The 16964-nt window shown below is 73.6% G+C and carries 16 protein-coding genes; 1 reads left to right on the top strand and 15 read right to left on the bottom strand.

Annotated features, from left to right (window positions below; all coding sequences use genetic code 11):
* Positions 1-137: 137 nt before the first annotated feature.
* From der to ACH4FX_RS39785, 6 genes are all read right to left on the bottom strand, one after another.
* Positions 138-1598, bottom strand: coding sequence for a ribosome biogenesis GTPase Der (gene der, locus ACH4FX_RS39810; protein ID WP_398486400.1), 1461 nt, complete (start codon positions 1596-1598; stop codon positions 138-140).
* A 66-nt stretch (positions 1599-1664) separates the two neighbouring features.
* Positions 1665-2252, bottom strand: a complete 588-nt coding sequence (locus ACH4FX_RS39805; RefSeq protein ID WP_398486405.1) for a lysophospholipid acyltransferase family protein — start codon at positions 2250-2252, stop codon at positions 1665-1667.
* Positions 2253-2341: 89 nt separating this feature from the next.
* Positions 2342-3055 (bottom strand): (d)CMP kinase, encoded by a 714-nt coding sequence (cmk, locus tag ACH4FX_RS39800; protein WP_398486399.1) that lies wholly within the window; start codon positions 3053-3055, stop codon positions 2342-2344.
* Between the two features lie 142 nt (positions 3056-3197).
* Complete coding sequence (locus ACH4FX_RS39795) at positions 3198-4283, bottom strand: prephenate dehydrogenase (protein ID WP_398486398.1); 1086 nt, start codon at positions 4281-4283, stop codon at positions 3198-3200.
* A complete protein-coding gene (gene aroH, locus ACH4FX_RS39790) occupies positions 4280-4642 on the bottom strand; it encodes a chorismate mutase (RefSeq protein WP_398486397.1) in 363 nt (120 codons plus the stop codon). Before aroH ends, ACH4FX_RS39795 begins: the two co-directional genes overlap by 4 nt.
* Before the next feature lie 155 nt (positions 4643-4797).
* Positions 4798-5265, bottom strand: coding sequence for a YidB family protein (locus tag ACH4FX_RS39785; RefSeq protein WP_398486396.1), 468 nt, complete (start codon positions 5263-5265; stop codon positions 4798-4800).
* A 141-nt stretch (positions 5266-5406) separates the two neighbouring features.
* Between ACH4FX_RS39785 and ACH4FX_RS39780 the strand changes: the two genes are divergently transcribed.
* A complete protein-coding gene (locus ACH4FX_RS39780) occupies positions 5407-6135 on the top strand; it encodes a DNA polymerase beta superfamily protein (protein ID WP_398486395.1) in 729 nt (242 codons plus the stop codon).
* Here the strand turns inward: ACH4FX_RS39780 and ACH4FX_RS39775 are convergent.
* From ACH4FX_RS39775 to ACH4FX_RS39735, 9 genes are all read right to left on the bottom strand, one after another.
* Positions 6088-6873 carry a DNA polymerase beta superfamily protein gene (locus tag ACH4FX_RS39775; protein WP_398486394.1) on the bottom strand — a complete coding sequence of 262 codons (786 nt, stop codon included), beginning with the start codon at positions 6871-6873 and terminating at the stop codon, positions 6088-6090. The genes ACH4FX_RS39780 and ACH4FX_RS39775 overlap by 48 nt on opposite strands.
* Positions 6866-7876: an ADP-ribosylglycohydrolase family protein gene (locus ACH4FX_RS39770; protein WP_398486393.1), complete on the bottom strand. Its 1011-nt coding sequence runs from the start codon at positions 7874-7876 to the stop codon at positions 6866-6868. The genes ACH4FX_RS39775 and ACH4FX_RS39770 overlap by 8 nt, the downstream gene beginning before the upstream one ends.
* Positions 7877-7948: 72 nt before the next feature.
* On the bottom strand, positions 7949-9103 hold the full coding sequence (locus tag ACH4FX_RS39765) for a pseudouridine synthase (RefSeq protein ID WP_398486392.1): 1155 nt from the start codon (positions 9101-9103) through the stop codon (positions 7949-7951).
* Positions 9103-9759 carry an SMC-Scp complex subunit ScpB gene (gene scpB / locus ACH4FX_RS39760; RefSeq protein WP_398486391.1) on the bottom strand — a complete coding sequence of 219 codons (657 nt, stop codon included), beginning with the start codon at positions 9757-9759 and terminating at the stop codon, positions 9103-9105. The genes ACH4FX_RS39765 and scpB overlap by 1 nt, the downstream gene beginning before the upstream one ends.
* Positions 9756-10691 (bottom strand): segregation and condensation protein A, encoded by a 936-nt coding sequence (locus ACH4FX_RS39755; RefSeq protein ID WP_398486390.1) that lies wholly within the window; start codon positions 10689-10691, stop codon positions 9756-9758. Before ACH4FX_RS39755 ends, scpB begins: the two co-directional genes overlap by 4 nt.
* A gap of 619 nt (positions 10692-11310) precedes the next feature.
* The gene (locus ACH4FX_RS39750) at positions 11311-11916 is read right to left on the bottom strand and encodes a hypothetical protein (RefSeq protein ID WP_398486389.1); all 606 of its coding nucleotides are present in this window, start codon (positions 11914-11916) and stop codon (positions 11311-11313) included.
* Positions 11901-12917 (bottom strand): ParA family protein, encoded by a 1017-nt coding sequence (locus tag ACH4FX_RS39745; RefSeq protein WP_030019435.1) that lies wholly within the window; start codon positions 12915-12917, stop codon positions 11901-11903. The genes ACH4FX_RS39750 and ACH4FX_RS39745 overlap by 16 nt, the downstream gene beginning before the upstream one ends.
* Before the next feature lie 489 nt (positions 12918-13406).
* Positions 13407-14522 carry an alanine dehydrogenase gene (ald, locus tag ACH4FX_RS39740; RefSeq protein ID WP_398486404.1) on the bottom strand — a complete coding sequence of 372 codons (1116 nt, stop codon included), beginning with the start codon at positions 14520-14522 and terminating at the stop codon, positions 13407-13409.
* A gap of 165 nt (positions 14523-14687) precedes the next feature.
* The gene (locus tag ACH4FX_RS39735) at positions 14688-16895 is read right to left on the bottom strand and encodes a tetratricopeptide repeat protein (RefSeq protein ID WP_398486388.1); all 2208 of its coding nucleotides are present in this window, start codon (positions 16893-16895) and stop codon (positions 14688-14690) included.
* Positions 16896-16964: the final 69 nt, after the last annotated feature.

The following is a 16964-nucleotide window of genomic DNA, read 5'->3' as shown; positions in this document are numbered from 1 at the left end:
GTAACCCCCCCGGCCGGGCCCGTCCCGGGCCCGACCCCCCGGGCCCCCCCCGCCCCCCCCCGGCGCGCGGGGGGGGGGGGGGGCCCCCCCCGCCCCCCCCGCCACCGTTCTCGTCGTCGTGGCGGCTGCTGCTTCGCCTACTTCTTCTTGCTGCGCTTCTCGCGCACGCGGACGGAGATGTGGATCGGCGTGCCCTCGAAGCCGAACTCCTCGCGCAGGCGGCGCTCGACGAAGCGGCGGTAGCCGGCCTCCAGGAAGCCGGAGGCGAAGAGCACGAAGCGCGGCGGCTTGGTGCCGGCCTGGGTGCCGAAGAGGATGCGCGGCTGCTTGCCGCCCCGGATCGGGTGCGGGTGGGCGGCGACGATCTCACCGAGGAAGGCGTTCAGCCGGCCGGTGGGCACCCGGGTCTCCCAGCCCTCCAGCGCCGTCTCGATCGCCGGGACGAGCTTGTCCATGTGCCGGCCGGTGCGCGCCGAGACGTTGACCCGCATCGCCCACGGGATCTGCACCAGGTCCCGCTCGATCTCCCGCTCCAGGTAGAAGCGGCGCTCCTCGTCGAGCTGGTCCCACTTGTTGTACGCGATGACCAGCGCACGGCCCGCTTCCACGGCCATCGTGATGATCCGCTGGTCCTGCACGCTGATGGATTCGCTCGCGTCGATCAGGACGACCGCGACCTCGGCCTTCTCCACCGCCGCCGCGGTGCGCAGCGAGGCGTAGTAGTCGGCGCCCGCCTGGAGGTGGACCCGCTTGCGGATGCCCGCGGTGTCCACGAACTTCCAGGTCTTGCCGCCCAGCTCGATCAGCTCGTCGACCGGGTCGCGGGTGGTGCCCGCCATCTCGTTGACGACCACCCGCTCCTCGCCGGCGAGCTTGTTCAGCAGCGAGGACTTGCCGACGTTCGGGCGGCCGATCAGCGCGATCCGGCGCGGCCCGCCGAGCGGGGTGCCGAAGGTCTGCGCGGGCGCCTCGGGCAGCGCTTCCAGGGCGGCGTCCAGCATGTCGCCGGTGCCGCGGCCGTGCAGCGCGGAGATCGGGTGCGGCTCGCCCAGGCCCAGCGACCACAGCATGGCGGCGTCGGCCTCGCCGGACGGCCCGTCCACCTTGTTGGCGACCAGCACGACCGGCTTGCCCGCCCGGCGCAGCAGCTTGACCACGGCCTCGTCGGTGTCGGTGGCGCCGACCTTGGCGTCCACCACGAAGACCACCGCGTCGGCGGCCTCGATCGCGAACTCGGCCTGCATCGCCACCGAGGCGTCGATGCCCAGGACGTCCTGCTCCCAGCCGCCGGTGTCGACGACCTTGAAGCGGCGGCCGTTCCACTCGGCCTCGTAGGTGACCCGGTCGCGGGTCACCCCGGGCTTGTCCTCGACGACCGCCTCACGGCGGCCGATCATGCGGTTCACCAGGGTCGACTTGCCGACATTGGGGCGGCCGACGACGGCGAGGACGGGCAGCGGGCCGTGCCCGGCCGCGGCGATGTCGCCCTCGACCTCCTCCAGGTCGAAGCCCTCCTGCGCGGCGAGCTCCATGAACTCCGTGTACTCGGCGTCACCAAGCGCACCGTGCTCGTCGCCGGTGGGGGTCTGGTCGTTCATGAAGTCCGTTCCTCGTTCTCCGTCAATCGGCGGCCGCTCGTGCGCGGGCCGCCCTACAAGTCTCGTTCAGTGCCCGGTCAGGCGCCTGGCCCGGGCAAGGTGAGCGGTCAGCCGCTCCTGGATGCGCACCGTCGCCGCGTCCAGCGCCGTACGGGTGCGCCGGCCGCTGCCGTCGCCCGCCGCGAACGCGTCGCCGAAGACCACGTCCACCCGGCTGCGCAGCGGCGGCACCGCCTTGCTGACCCGGCTGCGGCGCGCCGCGCTGCCCAGCACGGCCACCGGCACCACGGGGGCGCCGGAGCGCACCGCGAAGTACGCCAGGCCGGCGCGCAGCGAGGCGAAGTCGCCGTCGCCCCGGGTGCCTTCGGGGAAGATCCCCAGCACCCCGCCGCCGGCCAGCACGGCCAGCGCGTCGGTGACGGCCTTGCGGTCGGTGCCGTCCCGGTCCACCTTCACCTGGCCGATGCCGCGCAGGAACGGGTCCAGCGGGCCGACGAACGCCTCCTTCTTGATCAGGAAGTGCACCGGCCGGGGCGCGGTGCCCATCAGCATCGGGCCGTCCAGGCCGTGGGTGTGGTTGACCGCGAGGATCACCGGCCCGGTGGCCGGCACCCGCCAGGCGCCCAGCACCCGCGGCTTCCACAGCCCGTACATCAGGCCGATGCCGATCCGCCGCCCGACCACGGCACCGCCCGGGCTGGGCGTCCGCCCGCCGGCCGCGTCCGCCGCCCGTCCGCTCCGCGTCACCGCGCCGCCTTCGCGGCCATCGCCGCCTCGGTGAGGGTGACCACGCACTCGACGACCTGGTCCAGCGTGAGGTCGGTGGTGTCCACCTCGACCGCGTCGTCCGCCTTGGCCAGCGGCGAGGTCTTCCGGGAGGAGTCGGCCGCGTCCCGCTTGGCCAGCGCCGCCTGGGTGGCCGCCAGGTCGGCGGCGTCCTTGCCGGTCAGCTCGCCGCTGCGGCGGGCCGCGCGGGCCGCCGGCGACGCGGTGAGGAAGATCTTCAGGTCGGCGTCGGGCAGGACGGTGCTGCCGATGTCCCGGCCCTCGACGACGATGCCGTGCGGGGCCGCGGCGGCGATCTCACGCTGCAGCTCGGTGATCCGGGTCCGCACCTCGGGGACGGCGCTGACGGCGCTGACCGCCGAGGTGACCTCCTGGGTACGGATCGGGCCCGCGGCGTCCAGGCCGTCCACCGTGATGGTGGGCGCGGCCGGGTCGGTACCGGAGACGATCACGGGCTTGGCCGAGGCGTCCGCCACGGCGACCGCGTCGTCCACATCGACGCCGTTGTTCAGCATCCACCAGGTGATCGCGCGGTACTGCGCACCGGTGTCCAGGTAGCCCAGCCCGAGCTTGCCGGCGACGGCCTTGGAGGTGCTGGACTTGCCCGTGCCTGCGGGGCCGTCGATGGCGACAATCACTGCGGCCGGGGCGGTCCGGGCGGGGGTTTCCACGGTGTCGGGCACCTTCCTCGATCACGGGGCGGGACGGGGGCCGCTGCGCGGGGCCCCGCACAAGGTTACTGGCAAGCAGGAGCGCCCCGCGCAGCCCGTACGCCCCCGGCCCGGAACCGGGCCGTGCCGCGGGCGGCGGGCCCTACTGACGTATCGACCAGCCCCGCTCGCGCAGCTCGGCGGTGAGCACCGGCGCCGCCTGCGGCTCGACCATGAGCTGGATGAAGCCCGCCTGCTGGCCGGTGGCGTGCTCGATCCGTACGTCCTCGATGTTGACCGCGGCCCGGCCGGCGTCCGCGAAGATCCGGGCCAGCTCGCCGGGCTGGTCGCCGATGTGCACCGAGACGATCTCGTACGCGGCCGGGGCGGCGCCGTGCTTGCCCGGCACCCGCTCGCGGCCCGCGTTGCCGCGCCGCAGCACGTCCTCGACGCCGCGGGCGCCCGCGGCGCGCTCGTCCTCGTCGGCCGCCTCCAGCGCGCGCAGCGCCCGTACGGTGCGCTCCAGGTCCGCCGAGACCTCACCGAGCACGTCGGCGACCGGCCCCGGGTTGGCGGCGAGGATGTCCATCCACATCCGGGGCGCGGACGCGGCGATCCGCGTCACGTCCCGGATGCCCTGCCCGCACAGCCGTACGGCCGTCTCGTCGGCGCTCTGAAGGCGGGCGGCGACCAGGCTGGAGACCAGCTGGGGCGTGTGCGAGACCAGGGCGACGGCCCGGTCGTGCGCGTCCGCCTCCATGACGACGGGCACCGCGCGGCACAGCGCGACCAGCTCCAGCGCGAGGTTGAGCACCTCGGTGTCGCCGCCCTCGGCCGGGGTCAGCACCCAGGGCCGGCCCTCGAAGAGGTCGGCGGTCGCGGCGAGCGGCCCGGAGCGCTCCTTGCCCGCCATCGGGTGGGTGCCGAGGTAGGCCGTCAGGTCGCAGCCCATCGCCTCCAGCTCGCGGCGCGGGCCGCCCTTGACGCTGGCGACGTCGAGGTAGGCGCGGGCGGCGCCGCGCCGGATCAGTGCGGCCAGCGTGGGCGCGACGTGCGCGGGCGGTACCGCCGCCACGGCCAGGTCGACCGGGCCGGGCGGCTCCTCGGCGGTGCCGGCGCCGAGCGCGGCGGCGGTCTCGGCCTGCGCCGGGTCGTGGTCGGCCAGGTACACCTGGACGCCGCGGGCCTTCAGCGCGAGGGCGACCGAGGTGCCGATCAGGCCGGTGCCGATGACGAGCGCGGTCCTCACTGGGCGATGTCCTTCCGCAGGGCGCCGGCGGCACCGAGGTACACGTGCGCGATCTCCGCCTTGGTGCGGTCGGTCTCGACGTGCGCCAGGACGCGCACCACGCGCGGCATGGCGCCGGCGATGTCCAGCTCCTGCGCGCAGATGAGCGGGACGTCGGTGATGCCGAGCCGCCGGGCGGCCACCGCCGGGAAGTCGCTGCGCAGGTCGGGGGTGGCGGTGAACCACACACTGATCAGGTCGTCCGCGACCAGGCCGTTGCGCTCCAGGACCGCGGTCAGCAGAGCGGACACCTGCTCATGCAGATGTCCGGCTTCGTCCCGTTCCAGTTGCACGGCCCCGCGCACCGCTCGTACCGCCACGTCACCGCTCCCCTGAGTTTCCACACGCGGCGCCCGGCACGCACCAGCGTCCGCCGCCGACTCCTGCGGGCAAGCCTAGCCAGGTCCCGGCCCCGGTCACGACGCCGGCCGGTCCGCGAGACGCGGACCGGCCGGTGCGGGGGCGCGCGTGGTCTTCAGGGCCGCCCTGCCGCCCGGGACGGCCGTCGGGTGACGAGGTCCTGGAACGCGGGGTCCGGCGGTATCCGGCCGTCCGGCGTGAGCCGGTCCACGGCCTGCGGCAGGGCATGGGCGAGCTGCTCCGCCGCCTCCTGGGCGCTGACCCCGTTCTCGGCCGCGACCCGCTGCAAGGTCTCGCCGGGCAGTGCCTTCGCAACCTGCTCGGGGGTGACCGGTTCGTTGGCGCCGCGCCCCACCCAGGAGTGCGCCTGCCGTCCCAGCTCTCCTTGGAGGAGTTTGCCGAGCACGACCTGTATGCCACCACGGCCGCCGGGGCCGCCCCCGTACCCGGTGCCGCCGTGCCCGCCGGGACCGGTGCCGCCGAGCGCCCCCAGCAGCGATCCGACGAGGTTTCCCGCCGCGCCGCCCGGGCCGCCGCCGGGCCGCCCGCCCATCAGTCTCCCGAGGTCTGGTGATCCCGTCATGTCCGTGCCTTTCCACGAATTTCCGGCAGATTCGATGAGGACCGCGCGACGAGTGACTTCCTTCAAACGTACCGACGCCCGGGGTTTCCGCCACCCGGAACCGGCTGGCGCCGGCCTCCCCCACCAGCCACAATTCCCCGCATGCCGTCCTTCGCCGCAGGCCACGCCCTGGTCACCGGCCACACCGTCTACGCCTGCGTCATGGGCTCGCGCGCCTTCGGGCTCGCCACCGACGCCAGCGACACCGACCGGCGCGGGGTCTACCTCGCGCCCACCCCGCTGTTCTGGCGCTTCGAGAAGCCGCCGACGCACGTGGAGGGGCCGCGCGAGGAGGAGTTCTCCTGGGAGCTGGAACGGTTCTGTGAACTGGCGCTGCGGGCCAACCCGAACATCCTGGAGTGCCTGCACTCCCCGCTCGTCGAACACGTCGACGCCACCGGCCGCGAACTGCTCGCGCTGCGCGGCGCGTTCCTCTCCCGCCAGGTGCACCGCACCTTCACCGGCTACGCGGCCGGCCAGGTCAAGAAGCTGGAGGCGGACGTGCGACAGCACGGCGCGCCCCGCTGGAAACACGCGATGCACCTGCTGCGGCTGCTGCGCACCGCCCGCGACCTGCTGCGTACGGGCGTGCTCACGCTGGACGTGGGCGAGGCGCGCGAGGAGCTGCTCGCCGTCAAGCGCGGCGAGGTCTCCTGGACCGAGGTCGAGCGCCGGATGACCGTACTGACCGAGCAGGCCGCGGCGGCCGAGTCCGGCTCCCCGCTGCCGCCGGAGCCGGACCGCCGGCGCGTCGAGGACTTCCTGTACCGGACCCGGCGCGCGTCAGCGCTCCGCAGCGCCGAGACGGGCCCGTACGAGCAGGTCGTGTAGCGCGTCGTGGCCGCCGGGCGCGTCCGGCAGCGCGGAGGCGGCCTGCGCCGCGTCCAGCCGGGCGTGCAGCTCCGTCACGTCCGCCCGCAGCCGCGCCGCGTCCACCAGGTCGGCGGCCGGCCCGTGCTCCGCCTCGGCCTTCGCCGCGATCAGCTCCGGTACGTACGCAGGCGCCGGCACCAGCCCGGTGAGCGTGGGCAGATGGGCCACCACCTCGCCACTGCCCATCAGGTGAATACCGGTCAGCAGCACCCGCAGCGTGTAGAGCAGCGGTTTCAGCTCGCCGGTCTTCTCGAAGAGGCGCCACTGGGTGGTGGCGAAGCCGCGGTAGTGGTGGGCGTGGTGGCGGGTGAGGACGGCGGGCGCCAGCGCCACCAGTTCCGCGTGCACCGCGCTGGTGCGCACCACCAGCGGCGACAGCAGCTGTTCCAGCACATAGCCGTTGCGCCGCAGCATCAGCCGCGCGAACTTGCGCAGGTCGTGGGTGACGAGATCGACCTCGACGCCGTCCCGGTCCGACATCCAGGAACGGGTCTCGTCCGGCTCCCGCAGCCCGACCAGCGCGGCGGCGGGCAGCAGGTGCACCCCGCGCAGGTCCACGTCCGAGTCGCGGGACGGGAAGCCGTACAGGTGGGCGCCGGAGACCGTGGCGAAGACCAGCGGGTCGTCCTCCCCGGCCGTCACCGCACCGAGGTCCAGGGCGGGCAGCCCGGCCCCGTCCAGAGCACCCTCACGCATCCCACGCCTCCCCCAGCGCCAGCAGCTCGTCGCGGTACTCGATCCGGCCCGCCCAGTCCGCGGGCCAGGCCGCGGCGCCCAGGTGGGCGCCCGCGAAGGCACCGGCGAGGCAGGCGATCGAGTCGGAGTCGCCGGAGGAGCAGGCGGCGCGGCGCAACGCGGTCAGCGGCTCGGCGGGAAAGAGCAGGAAGCACAGCAGGCCGGTGGCGAGCGCTTCCTCGGCGATCCAGCCGGCGCCGGTGGCCAGGCACGGGTCGGCCTCCGGGGCGGGCGCGCGCAGCGCCGCCTCCAGCCGGTCCAGCACGCCGAGGCAGTCGTCCCAGCCTCGGGCGATGAAATGCTCCGGGGAAGGGTCCTGGGCGTGCCGCCACAGGTCGCCGAGCCAGTCCGCCCGGTAGACGGTGCGGCTCCGCGTCGCGTACGAGCGCAGCAGCCCGGTCAGCTCGCCCGGCCGCGCGCCCTGCGCGAGCACGTACACCGCGTACGCCGTCAGGTCGCCGGCGGCGAGGGCGGTGGGGTGCCCGTGCGTGAGGGCGGACTGTAGCTGCGCGGCGCCGGCACGCTGCTCCGGGCTCAGCCCCGGCACCAGCCCGACGGGCGCCACCCGCATGTTGGCGCCGCAGCCCTTCGAGCCGGTCTGGCTGGCCTCCGTCCACGGCCGCGTGCCGTCGCTGAGCAGCTGGCACGCCCTGAGGCAGGTGTTGCCGGGCGCCCGGTTGTTGTCCGGGGAGCGCCACCACTCGACGTACTCCTGCCGTACGGGCGGGAGCAGCCGGGCGGCGCCCAGGCCGCCGGCCCCGTCCGCCACGGCCGTGCGCAGGCCGCGCCCGAGGGCGAGGGTCATCTGCGTGTCGTCGGTCACATACGCGGGATCGGGCAGCGCCATCTCCCGCCACGGACCGCACGCGGCCTCGATCGCGGCCACGTTCTTGAACTCGGTCGGGAACCCGAGCGCGTCACCGAGCGCCAGCCCGATGAGCGATCCGGTCGCGGCGGACGCCATGAAAAGAACCACCCCTTAATCGTCACAGTGACAATAAGGGGTGGTTCCGCCGTCGGGCAAGGCGCCCGGTGCCTACAGGTCCACCTCGCGCATCAACATGCCGACCTCGGTGTTGGTCATCCGGCGCAGCCAGCCGGACTTCTGGTCGCCCAGCGCGATCGGGCCGAAGCTCGTCCGCACCAGCTTCTCGACCGGGAAGCCCGCCTCGGCCAGCATCCGGCGCACGATGTGCTTGCGGCCCTCGTGGAGGGTGACCTCGACCAGGTAGTTCTTGCCGGTCTGCTGCACCACGCGGAAGTGGTCGGCGCGGGCGTAGCCGTCCTCCAGCTGGATGCCGTTCTTCAGCTGCTTGCCCAGGTCACGCGGGAGCGGGCCCTGGATGGCGGCCAGGTAGGTCTTCTGCACGCCGTACCGCGGGTGGGTCAGCCGGTGGGCCAGCTCGCCGTGGTTGGTGAGCAGGATGATGCCCTCGGTCTCCGTGTCCAGGCGGCCCACGTGGAACAGCCGCGTCTCGCGGTTGGTCACGTAGTCGCCCAGGCACTGCCGCCCGTCCGGGTCCTCCATGGTCGAGACCACACCGGCCGGCTTGTTCAGCGCGAAGAAGAGGTACGACTGCGTGGCGACCGTCAGGCCGTCCACCTTGACCTCGTCCTTCTCCGGGTCGACGCGGACACCCTGCTCGGTGACGATCCGCCCGTTGACCTCGACGCGCGCCTGGTCGATCAGCTCCTCACAGGCGCGGCGCGAGCCCATGCCGGCCCGGGCCAGCACCTTCTGCAAGCGCTCACCGTCCTGGTCGCCGAACGTCTTCGGCGTCTTGACCTGCGGCTTGTCGTGGCGGGCGCGGTTGCGCTCCTCCACCTGCGCGTCGTACTCACGGGGGCGCGCGGGGGCCTGGCCGCGGCCACTCTGCCGCCCCTTGGCGCCGGGCTTGCCGCCGGTCTTCGGGCTCGTACGGGGGCCGCCCTTGGCGCCGCCGCGCGCCGCCGCGCCGCGGCCCCGGCGCTCGCCGCCGCGCTCCGGGGCACCGCCGCCGGCCCCGCCGCGACCGCCGGAGCCCCCGCGGCCCGCGCCGTCGCCGCGGGCCTGCCCGCCCTCGCCCACGTCGTAGCGGCGCTCCTCGGGACGGGGCCGGCCGGCGCGCTGCTGCTTCTCGTCCTTCTTGTTGCCCGCACCCCGGTAGTTGCCCCTACCGGCGTCCCTGTTGTTCCTGCCGCTGCTTCGCATCAATGATCCGTCTGAGAGTCGCCGCTGTCGTCTACGTCGAACGACGGAACACCTTCCCGGGAATCGCCTTCGACCGCCTCCGCCTCCGGGAGGAAGGGAGCGAGCTCCGGGAGCTCGTCCAGGCCACGCAGGCCCATCCGCTCCAGAAAGTAGTTCGTCGTCCTGTACAGGATCGCACCTGTTTCGGGTTCCGTCCCCGTCTCCTCCACCAGACCGCGCTGGAGAAGGGTGCGCATCACGCCGTCACAGTTCACACCGCGTACGGCCGAGACCCGCGAACGGCTGACCGGCTGACGGTACGCGACCACGGCCAGAGTCTCCAACGCGGCCTGCGTCAGCCGGGCCTGCTGGCCGTCCAGGACGAAGCTCTCCACGGCGTCCGCGTACGCCGGGCGCGTGGAGAAACGCCAGCCCCCGGCCACCAGCCGCAGGTCGAACCCGCGCCCCTGCCGGGTGTACTCGTCCGACAGCTCCCGCAGCGCGAGCGCCACCTCGCGGCGGGGCCGCTCCAGCACCTTGGCCAGGTGCTCCTCCGTCGCGGGCTCGTCCACGACCATGAGCACCGCTTCGAGCGCGGGCTTGAGCTCCAGCTCGGCGACCCCGAGCGCCCCGGCCGGGCCGGCGTCCTCCGCGTGCGCCTCCGCCACGCCCCTCACACCCTCTCTCCGTCTTCCTCCGCCGTACGGTCCGGTCCGGCCTCCCGGTCGAACTCGTCCGTGACCACCGGTTCGGCCTCCGCGCCGCCCGTCCAGCGGACCGTCAGCGCCCCCAGGGCCTCATCCTGGTCCAGCTCCACCACCCGCTCCCGGTACAGCTCCAGCAGCGCCAGGAAGCGGGCGACGACGGTGAGCGTGTCCGGCGCGTCCTCGGTCAGCTCCGCGAAACCGGCCATCCCGGCCGCGCGCAACCGTGCCACCAGCACCTCGGCCTGCTCCCTGACGCTCACCAGCGGCGCGTGGATGTGGTCCACGTACACCTGCGGCTTCGCCCTGGGCTGCATGGCCTTCACGGCCAGCCTGGCGAACCCCTCGACCCCGATGCCGATCACGACCTCGGGCAGCAGCTCGGCGTGGTGCGGCTCCAGGCCGACGGTACGGGGGTGGCGGCGCCCCTCGTCCTCCAGGCGCTCGCTGAAGATGTCCGCGATGCGCTTGTACGCGCGATACTGCAGCAGCCGCGCGAACAGCAGGTCGCGCGCCTCCAGCAGCGCGAGGTCCGCCTCGTCCTCCACCTCGGCCGCGGGCAGCAGCCGGGCCGCCTTCAGGTCCAGCAACGTCGCCGCGACGACCAGGAACTCGGTGGTCTGGTCGAGGTCCCAGTCCGGCCCCATGGCCCGGATGTGCGCCATGAACTCGTCCGTCACCTTGGACAGGGCGACCTCGGTCACGTCCATCTTGTGCTTGGAGATCAGCTGGAGCAGCAGATCGAACGGCCCCTCGAAGTTCTCCAGCCGAACGGTGAACTTCCCGTCACCGGCCTCACCGTCCGCGAGGGACGGGGCGGGGTCTTCGATCGTGGGCATCGTGATCCAGGAGGAGGGCGACGGACGCCCCCAAGCGTAGCCTTCCCGGGGGCAGCCGAATCCCAAGGCGCGCGCCGGGTGCGCATACTGCGCGGTCTGTCCGGTGAAGGTGCGCGTCCTGTGCCTTACGCCCGGTGGGGGTGCGCGTCCTGCACCTTACGCCCGGTGGGGGTACGCCCCTTTTCGCGGTCTGTCCGGTGGGTGGGGCTCGGGGCCCCTCCGGGATCTCTCCTCGGCGCCGTTGAGCCCGCGCGGACGTAATACGTAACCAAGTCGCCCGGTCGTCCTGCGGGGAGACCCCGGAGTGTCCCCGAGCCCTGCCGTCGGGCGACTATCCCGTCGTCGCGGCTGGGCACTGACACCACAAGGCCGCCACTCCGCGCCGCGCGGAGTGACGCCCCGGCCGGCGCATACGTGTACGCGAGCCTTGCCACCTGGTGGGCGCCCGCCCCGGTCACCGTTCTTTTCCACCCCCACCGGGCCGAGCACGCCCAACGACCGGAGGGGGCGTGCAGGGGGCCATCCCCGCAGGACGACCGGGCGACTAGGTTGCCGAATACCCCCGCGCGGGCTCAACGGCGCCGAGGAGATGGTCCCCTGCACGCCCCCGCACCACGACGAAACCAAACGCGATCAGCGCGCAGCGCAAAGGCCCACACCCCCACCCGCCGCGATAGCGGCATGCTCAGCGACCCCGCAACCGCCGCACCAAAATGCTCGCGTCCCCACGCGACTCCAGGTCCGCCAGAACCACCGCCACCGCCTCGCGGACGATCCGCCCCCGGTCGACCGCGAGCCCGTGTTCCCCGCGGAGCACCAGGCGGGCGTGTTCGAGGTCCATCAGTTCCTCGGCCGACACATAGACCGTGATCTTCTCGTCGTGCCGCTCCCGCCCACTGGGGCGCCGGTTCGCGCCGCGGCCCCGGCGACGGGCCGGGACGGGCTGGGCGCCGCCGGACGCCACCGCGTCCGCGGCGTCCTGCCGGCGACGCCCCTTCGGGGCCTCCGCTTCCGCTTCCGTGCCGCGCCCCCGGCCCGCGTGTTCGGCCGACGCCGGGCCCTCCGCCCCGGGCCGCCGCTGCCGCGGGGTCGTTTCCTCGCCCTGCGTGAACTCGGCGGATTCCGCGGAGTCCGTGGGCTCGGGCTCGCCGCCCGGCGCGGGCACACGCGGCGTCTCCCCGTTGACCGGGGAGGCGCCGTTGGTCTTGCGGGGCGCCGGGGACTGCAGCCCCGACCCCCCGGTCGTGCGGAACAATTCGTCGGCTCCGGGCAGACTCACTCGGCGTGACACCGGGCGAGCACCTCCCTGGCCAGCTGACGGTAGGCGGCGGCACCGACGGAGTTGGACGCGTACGTGGTGATGGGTTCACCCGCGACGGTGGTCTCGGGGAAGCGCACCGTACGGCCGATGACGGTGTGGTAGACGTGGTCGTCGAAGGCTTCCACCACACGCGCGAGGACCTCGCGGCTGTGCACGGTGCGGGAGTCGTACATCGTCGCCAGGATGCCGTCGAGTTCCAGGTCGGGGTTGAGCCGCTCCTGGACCTTCTCGATCGTCTCGGTGAGGAGCGCCACACCGCGCAGCGCGAAGAACTCGCATTCGAGCGGCACGATGACCTTGTGAGCCGCCGTCAGGGCGTTGACGGTGAGCAGGCCAAGGGAGGGCTGGCAGTCGATGACGATGTAGTCGTAGTCGGCCATCAGCGGCTTCAGCGCACGCTGGAGCGTCGACTCGCGCGCGACCTCGCTGACCAGCTGCACCTCGGCGGCTGACAAATCGATATTGCTGGGCAGCAGGTCCATGTTCGGGACCGCGGTCTTCAGCAGCACCTCGTCGGCCGACATGCCCCGCTCCATGAGCAGGTTGTAGACCGTCAGGTCCAGCTCCATCGGGTTGACGCCGAGCCCGACGGACAGCGCGCCCTGCGGGTCGAAGTCGACGAGCAGCACCCGCCGGCCGTATTCGGCGAGGGCGGCACCCAGATTGATGGTCGAGGTGGTCTTTCCCACCCCGCCTTTCTGGTTGCACATCGCGATGATTTTGGCGGGGCCGTGGTCGGTCAACGGTCCTGGGATCGGGAAGTAGGGAAGCGGGCGTCCCGTGGGGCCGACGCGTTCGCGGCGCTGGCGGGCGGCGTCCGGTGCGAGCGTCGCCGCGTATTCGGGATCCGGTTCGTACTCCGCGTCGGGGTCGTAGAAGTGCCCCTCGGGCAGGTCGTCGTAGTCGGCGAGCCGGGTGGGATCTGAGCCGCCCCGGTCGCCGGCCATGGCGTTCACGTGATGGCCGTCCATGCTCTGGTGGGCTGTCGTCGTGGTGCTCTGATGGGCTGCGAAGGTGTGGACAGTGACGGAGCCGACAGCCTGGAGCCCCGAGGGACCCTGGCCCCGTGCAACCGCTCCTGGTCGACCACCTCCGGGAGTAAATGTCGACTCATTCACAAGTCGTCTTACCTCCTTGGATGTGACCAGGAAACTTATCGATAGGTCAGCGTGGCACTATGCCGACGGTTGGCGACTCTATGGCGTGTCGGGCGTTCGCAGCAACACAATCCACCGGACCCGGCCCGATGTGTCGGCAATCGAACATGCCGATGTCAAGGGTGCAAGCAGCACAAGCCCGAGGTTTCGCGGGTGTGCGAATCGGTTAAAGGGTTACGTTCTCGGCGAGTTGAGGACCGTCCGTGCGGTTTCGGTCGTGCGGCGTGTCGGCGAACGGCCGCGGCCGGGCCTTGCGGACAAGGCCCGGCCGGCAGTGCGTCATTGACGCGCGCTATTGACGCCTCAGCCGAGGAGCGTGTTCAGGTCGGTGGCCTCCAGGCCGTGCGCCTCGGCGACCGGGCCGTAGACGACCTTGCCGTCGTGGGTGTTCAGGCCCTTGGCGAGGGCGGCGTCGCGGCGCAGCGCCTCGACCCAGCCGTTGTTGGCCAGCGACACGATGTACGGCAGCGTGGCGTTGGTCAGCGCGTAGGTGGAGGTGCTGGGCACCGCGCCGGGCATGTTGGCCACGCAGTAGAAGACCGAGTTGTGGACCTGGAAGGTCGGCTCCGCGTGGGTGGTGGGACGGGAGTCCTCGAAGCAGCCGCCCTGGTCGATGGCGATGTCGACAAGGACACTTCCGGGCTTCATCTTGGCGACCAGCTCGTTGGTGACCAGCTTCGGGGCCTTGGCGCCCGGGATGAGCACCGCGCCCACGACGAGGTCGGCCTCGACGACGGCCTTCTCCAGCTCGTAGGCGTTGGAGACGATCGTCTGCACCTTGGTGCCGAAGATCCGGTCCGCCTCGCGCAGCTTGTTGATGTCCTTGTCGAGCAGGGTGACGTGGAAGCCGAGGCCCACGGCGATCTGCACGGCGTTCCAGCCGGAGACGCCGCCGCCGATGACGACGGCCTTGCCCGCGGCCACGCCCGGCACACCGCCCGGCAGCACACCGCGGCCGCCGGCCTGGCGCATCAGGTGGTAGGCGCCGACCTGCGGGGCGATGCGGCCCGCGACCTCGGACATCGGGGCGAGCAGCGGCAGCTGGCGGCCCGCGGTCTCCACCGTCTCGTAGGCGATGGCGGTGGTGCCGGACTCCAGGAGGGCGTCGGTGCACTCGCGGGAGGCGGCCAGGTGCAGGTAGGTGAAGAGCGTCTGGTCCTTGCGGAGGCGGTGGTACTCCTCCGCGATCGGCTCCTTGACCTTCAGGAGCAGGTCCGCGGTGGCCCAGACCTCGTCGGCGGTGTCGAGGATCTCGGCGCCGGCCGAGACGTACTCCTCGTTCGGGATGGCGGAGCCGAGGCCGGCGTCCTTCTCGATGACGACCTGGTGGCCGTGGCGGACCAGCTCGTGCACACCGGCGGGCGTGATCGCCACCCGGAACTCGTTGTTCTTGACCTCGCGGGGGATGCCGACCTTCACGTCGATCACGGTCCTTGTAAGAGAGCTTGCAGGAAAAATCCATGCATGCGAGGCATGCCGGGACTGACCGCGGTGTCCGCGGCCTGGCCAGTCTATTTAAGGATTCTGTGTTGTCTAGCCTTGCAAAGCATCTATTACTGAGAGGAGCACCACCGATTTCGTAGGTCACTGTGGGTGATCTGAGAGGAGACGTTCCCCTATCCCCCGGTGGAGCCGTGCGGCTGCCGGGTCGCCGAGCCGGTCGAGGGTGTCCGCGATCCGCAGCTGGAGGGCGGCCTCCAGCCGTCCGTCCCGGGCCTCGGCGGCCAGCGAGAGGGCCGCGGTGCAGGTCCGCAGCGACTCCTCGGGCCGTCCCGCGTACTCCTGCACCCGCGCCACCTCGCCCAGCGCGCGGGCCTGTCCCGCCACATCCCCCAGCCGCCGGTACGCGCCACAGGCGGCCCGCCACTCCTTGAGCGCCTCGCCCCACCGCGCCGCGTAGGTGTGCACCGCGCCGATCCGGCCGTGCAGCCGCGCCCCGTCCGCGCTCTCGCCGCGGGTCAGGCGCAGCTCCAGCGCGCGCCCGTACCAGTCGGCGGCCCGCTGCCAGTCCCCCAGCTCCGTGTAGGTACCGCCCAGCGACTCCAGTGCCCGTACGGTCGCGATGGGGTCCCGGACCTCGCGCGCGGCGCTGAGTGCGCCCCGGTAGCGGGCCATCGCGTCCGTGGTCCGCCCGGCCTGCGCGTCCAGGTCGCCGAGGTTGAGCAGCGCCGCGGCCCGCTCCCGCGCCAGCCCGCGCCGTTCGGCGACCTCCAGCACCAGGCCGTGCAGCCCGTACAGGTCCGGCGCGGCGGCCTCGGCGCCCTGGTGGGCGATCAGCGTACGGACGATCGCGGCCATCAGCCGCCGGTCCAGGGTGTCCAGCTCGCCTTCCTCGACGGCGATCCGGGCCGCCTCCAGGAGGGCGGGGCGGCGGCTGCGCAGCCAGGCGGCGGCCGAGGCGGTGGAGGCGAAGCGCAGTGAGCGCGGCAGTCCGGCCACCTTCTGCCGGGCCGGCGACCCGGCGGGCTCCCCCAGCGCCCGGCAGGACTGGAGCAGCCGTACGGTGCGCTCCAGCATCCGCGCCCTGGCGAGCTGGATCTCGGCGGGCCGCTCCTTGTCGTACAGCGCGGCGCGGACGAGCGGTGCCAGGCAGCCGGGCATGCGGTACTGCGCCTGGAGCCCGGCGCTCCCGGCGGCCCCGGAGCCGTGCCCCCCGGGCTCCGCCGCTTCCTCCTCGACGGGCCTCAGCAGCCCCCGGGCGGCGAAGTCCCGCAGGGCCGATTCGGCCGCGGCGACCGAGCACCCGGCCAGGGCGGAGGCGATGTGCGCGTCCGCCAGGCCGGCCGGGGCGAGGGTGAGCAGCCGCAGGGTGCGGGCCGCGACCGGCGGCAGGGAGTCGTACACGAGGCGGAACGCGCGGGCCAGGGGGCGGCCGCCGGCCGGTTCGCCGGCCTGCTCCGGCACCTCGCGCAGCGCCTGGAGCAGGTCGGCGACGGAGGACTTGGGCCGTCCGGCGAGCCAGCCGCCGGCCAGCACGAGCGCGGCGGGACGGCCGCCGCACTCCTCGGCGACGGCGTCGGCGGAGCGCGGGTCGACGGTGATGCGGGTGGCGCCCGCGTACCGGCTGAGCAGGGCGACGGCGGACGCGTTGTCCAGGCCGCCCAGGGTGCACGGCCGGACGTCCGTGATGCCGGTGAGCGGGCCTTCGGAGACCGCGACGACCAGGCAGCCGGCGGCGTCCGGCAGCAGTGGTTCGACCTGCTCGGCACCGGCCGCGTCGTCCAGCAGGAGCAGCGTGCGGCGCTCGGCGAGGGCCCCGCGCAGCGCCTCGGTCAGCTCGTCCTCGGCGGCGCCCGGCTGGACCGGGACACCGAGTTCGGTGAGCAGGTCGCGGGCGACGAGGTCGAGGGGGACGGGGCTGCCGCCCGGGGTGGTCAGGGCGGCCCGGAGTACTCCGTCGGGGTAGTCGTCGGCGAGTTGCCGGGCCAGTTCGGCGGCGAGGGCGCTGCGGCCGGAGCCGGGCCGTCCGGCGATCAGCAGGACGCGGCTGCGGGCGCCCCGGCGGCCGGAGAGGGTGTCCAGGCCGGTACGGGCGATGTCGGCGCGCAGGGCCTTGAGCTCGCGGCGGCGGCCGGTGAAGCCGCCGGCCGCGGTGGCGGCGGGCGGCACGGTCCGGCGGGCGGCCGGGCGCCGGGTGCCGGGGCGGTCCGGAGCGGGGCGCCCGCCGGCGGCGGTCCGGTCGGCCGGGGCCGCACCGTCCGGGTCCGGCCCCGGCCGCCGCCGTGCCGCCGTCGCGGGCCCGCCCGCCTTCCCCGGCGGGACACCTCCCCCGCCCACCGCCTGATCCGTCACGGGTCACGCTCCCGTCCACCTGCGCTTACGAGCCCGCCGCGGTCGCGGAACGGGCACGCGGTCGAGCGT

The organism is Streptomyces sp. NPDC018019 (assembly GCF_044327805.1).
Classification (GTDB): domain Bacteria; phylum Actinomycetota; class Actinomycetes; order Streptomycetales; family Streptomycetaceae; genus Streptomyces.
The sequence above is the reverse complement of the archived record's forward strand: the minus strand, read 5'-3'. Positions and strand labels throughout refer to the sequence as shown.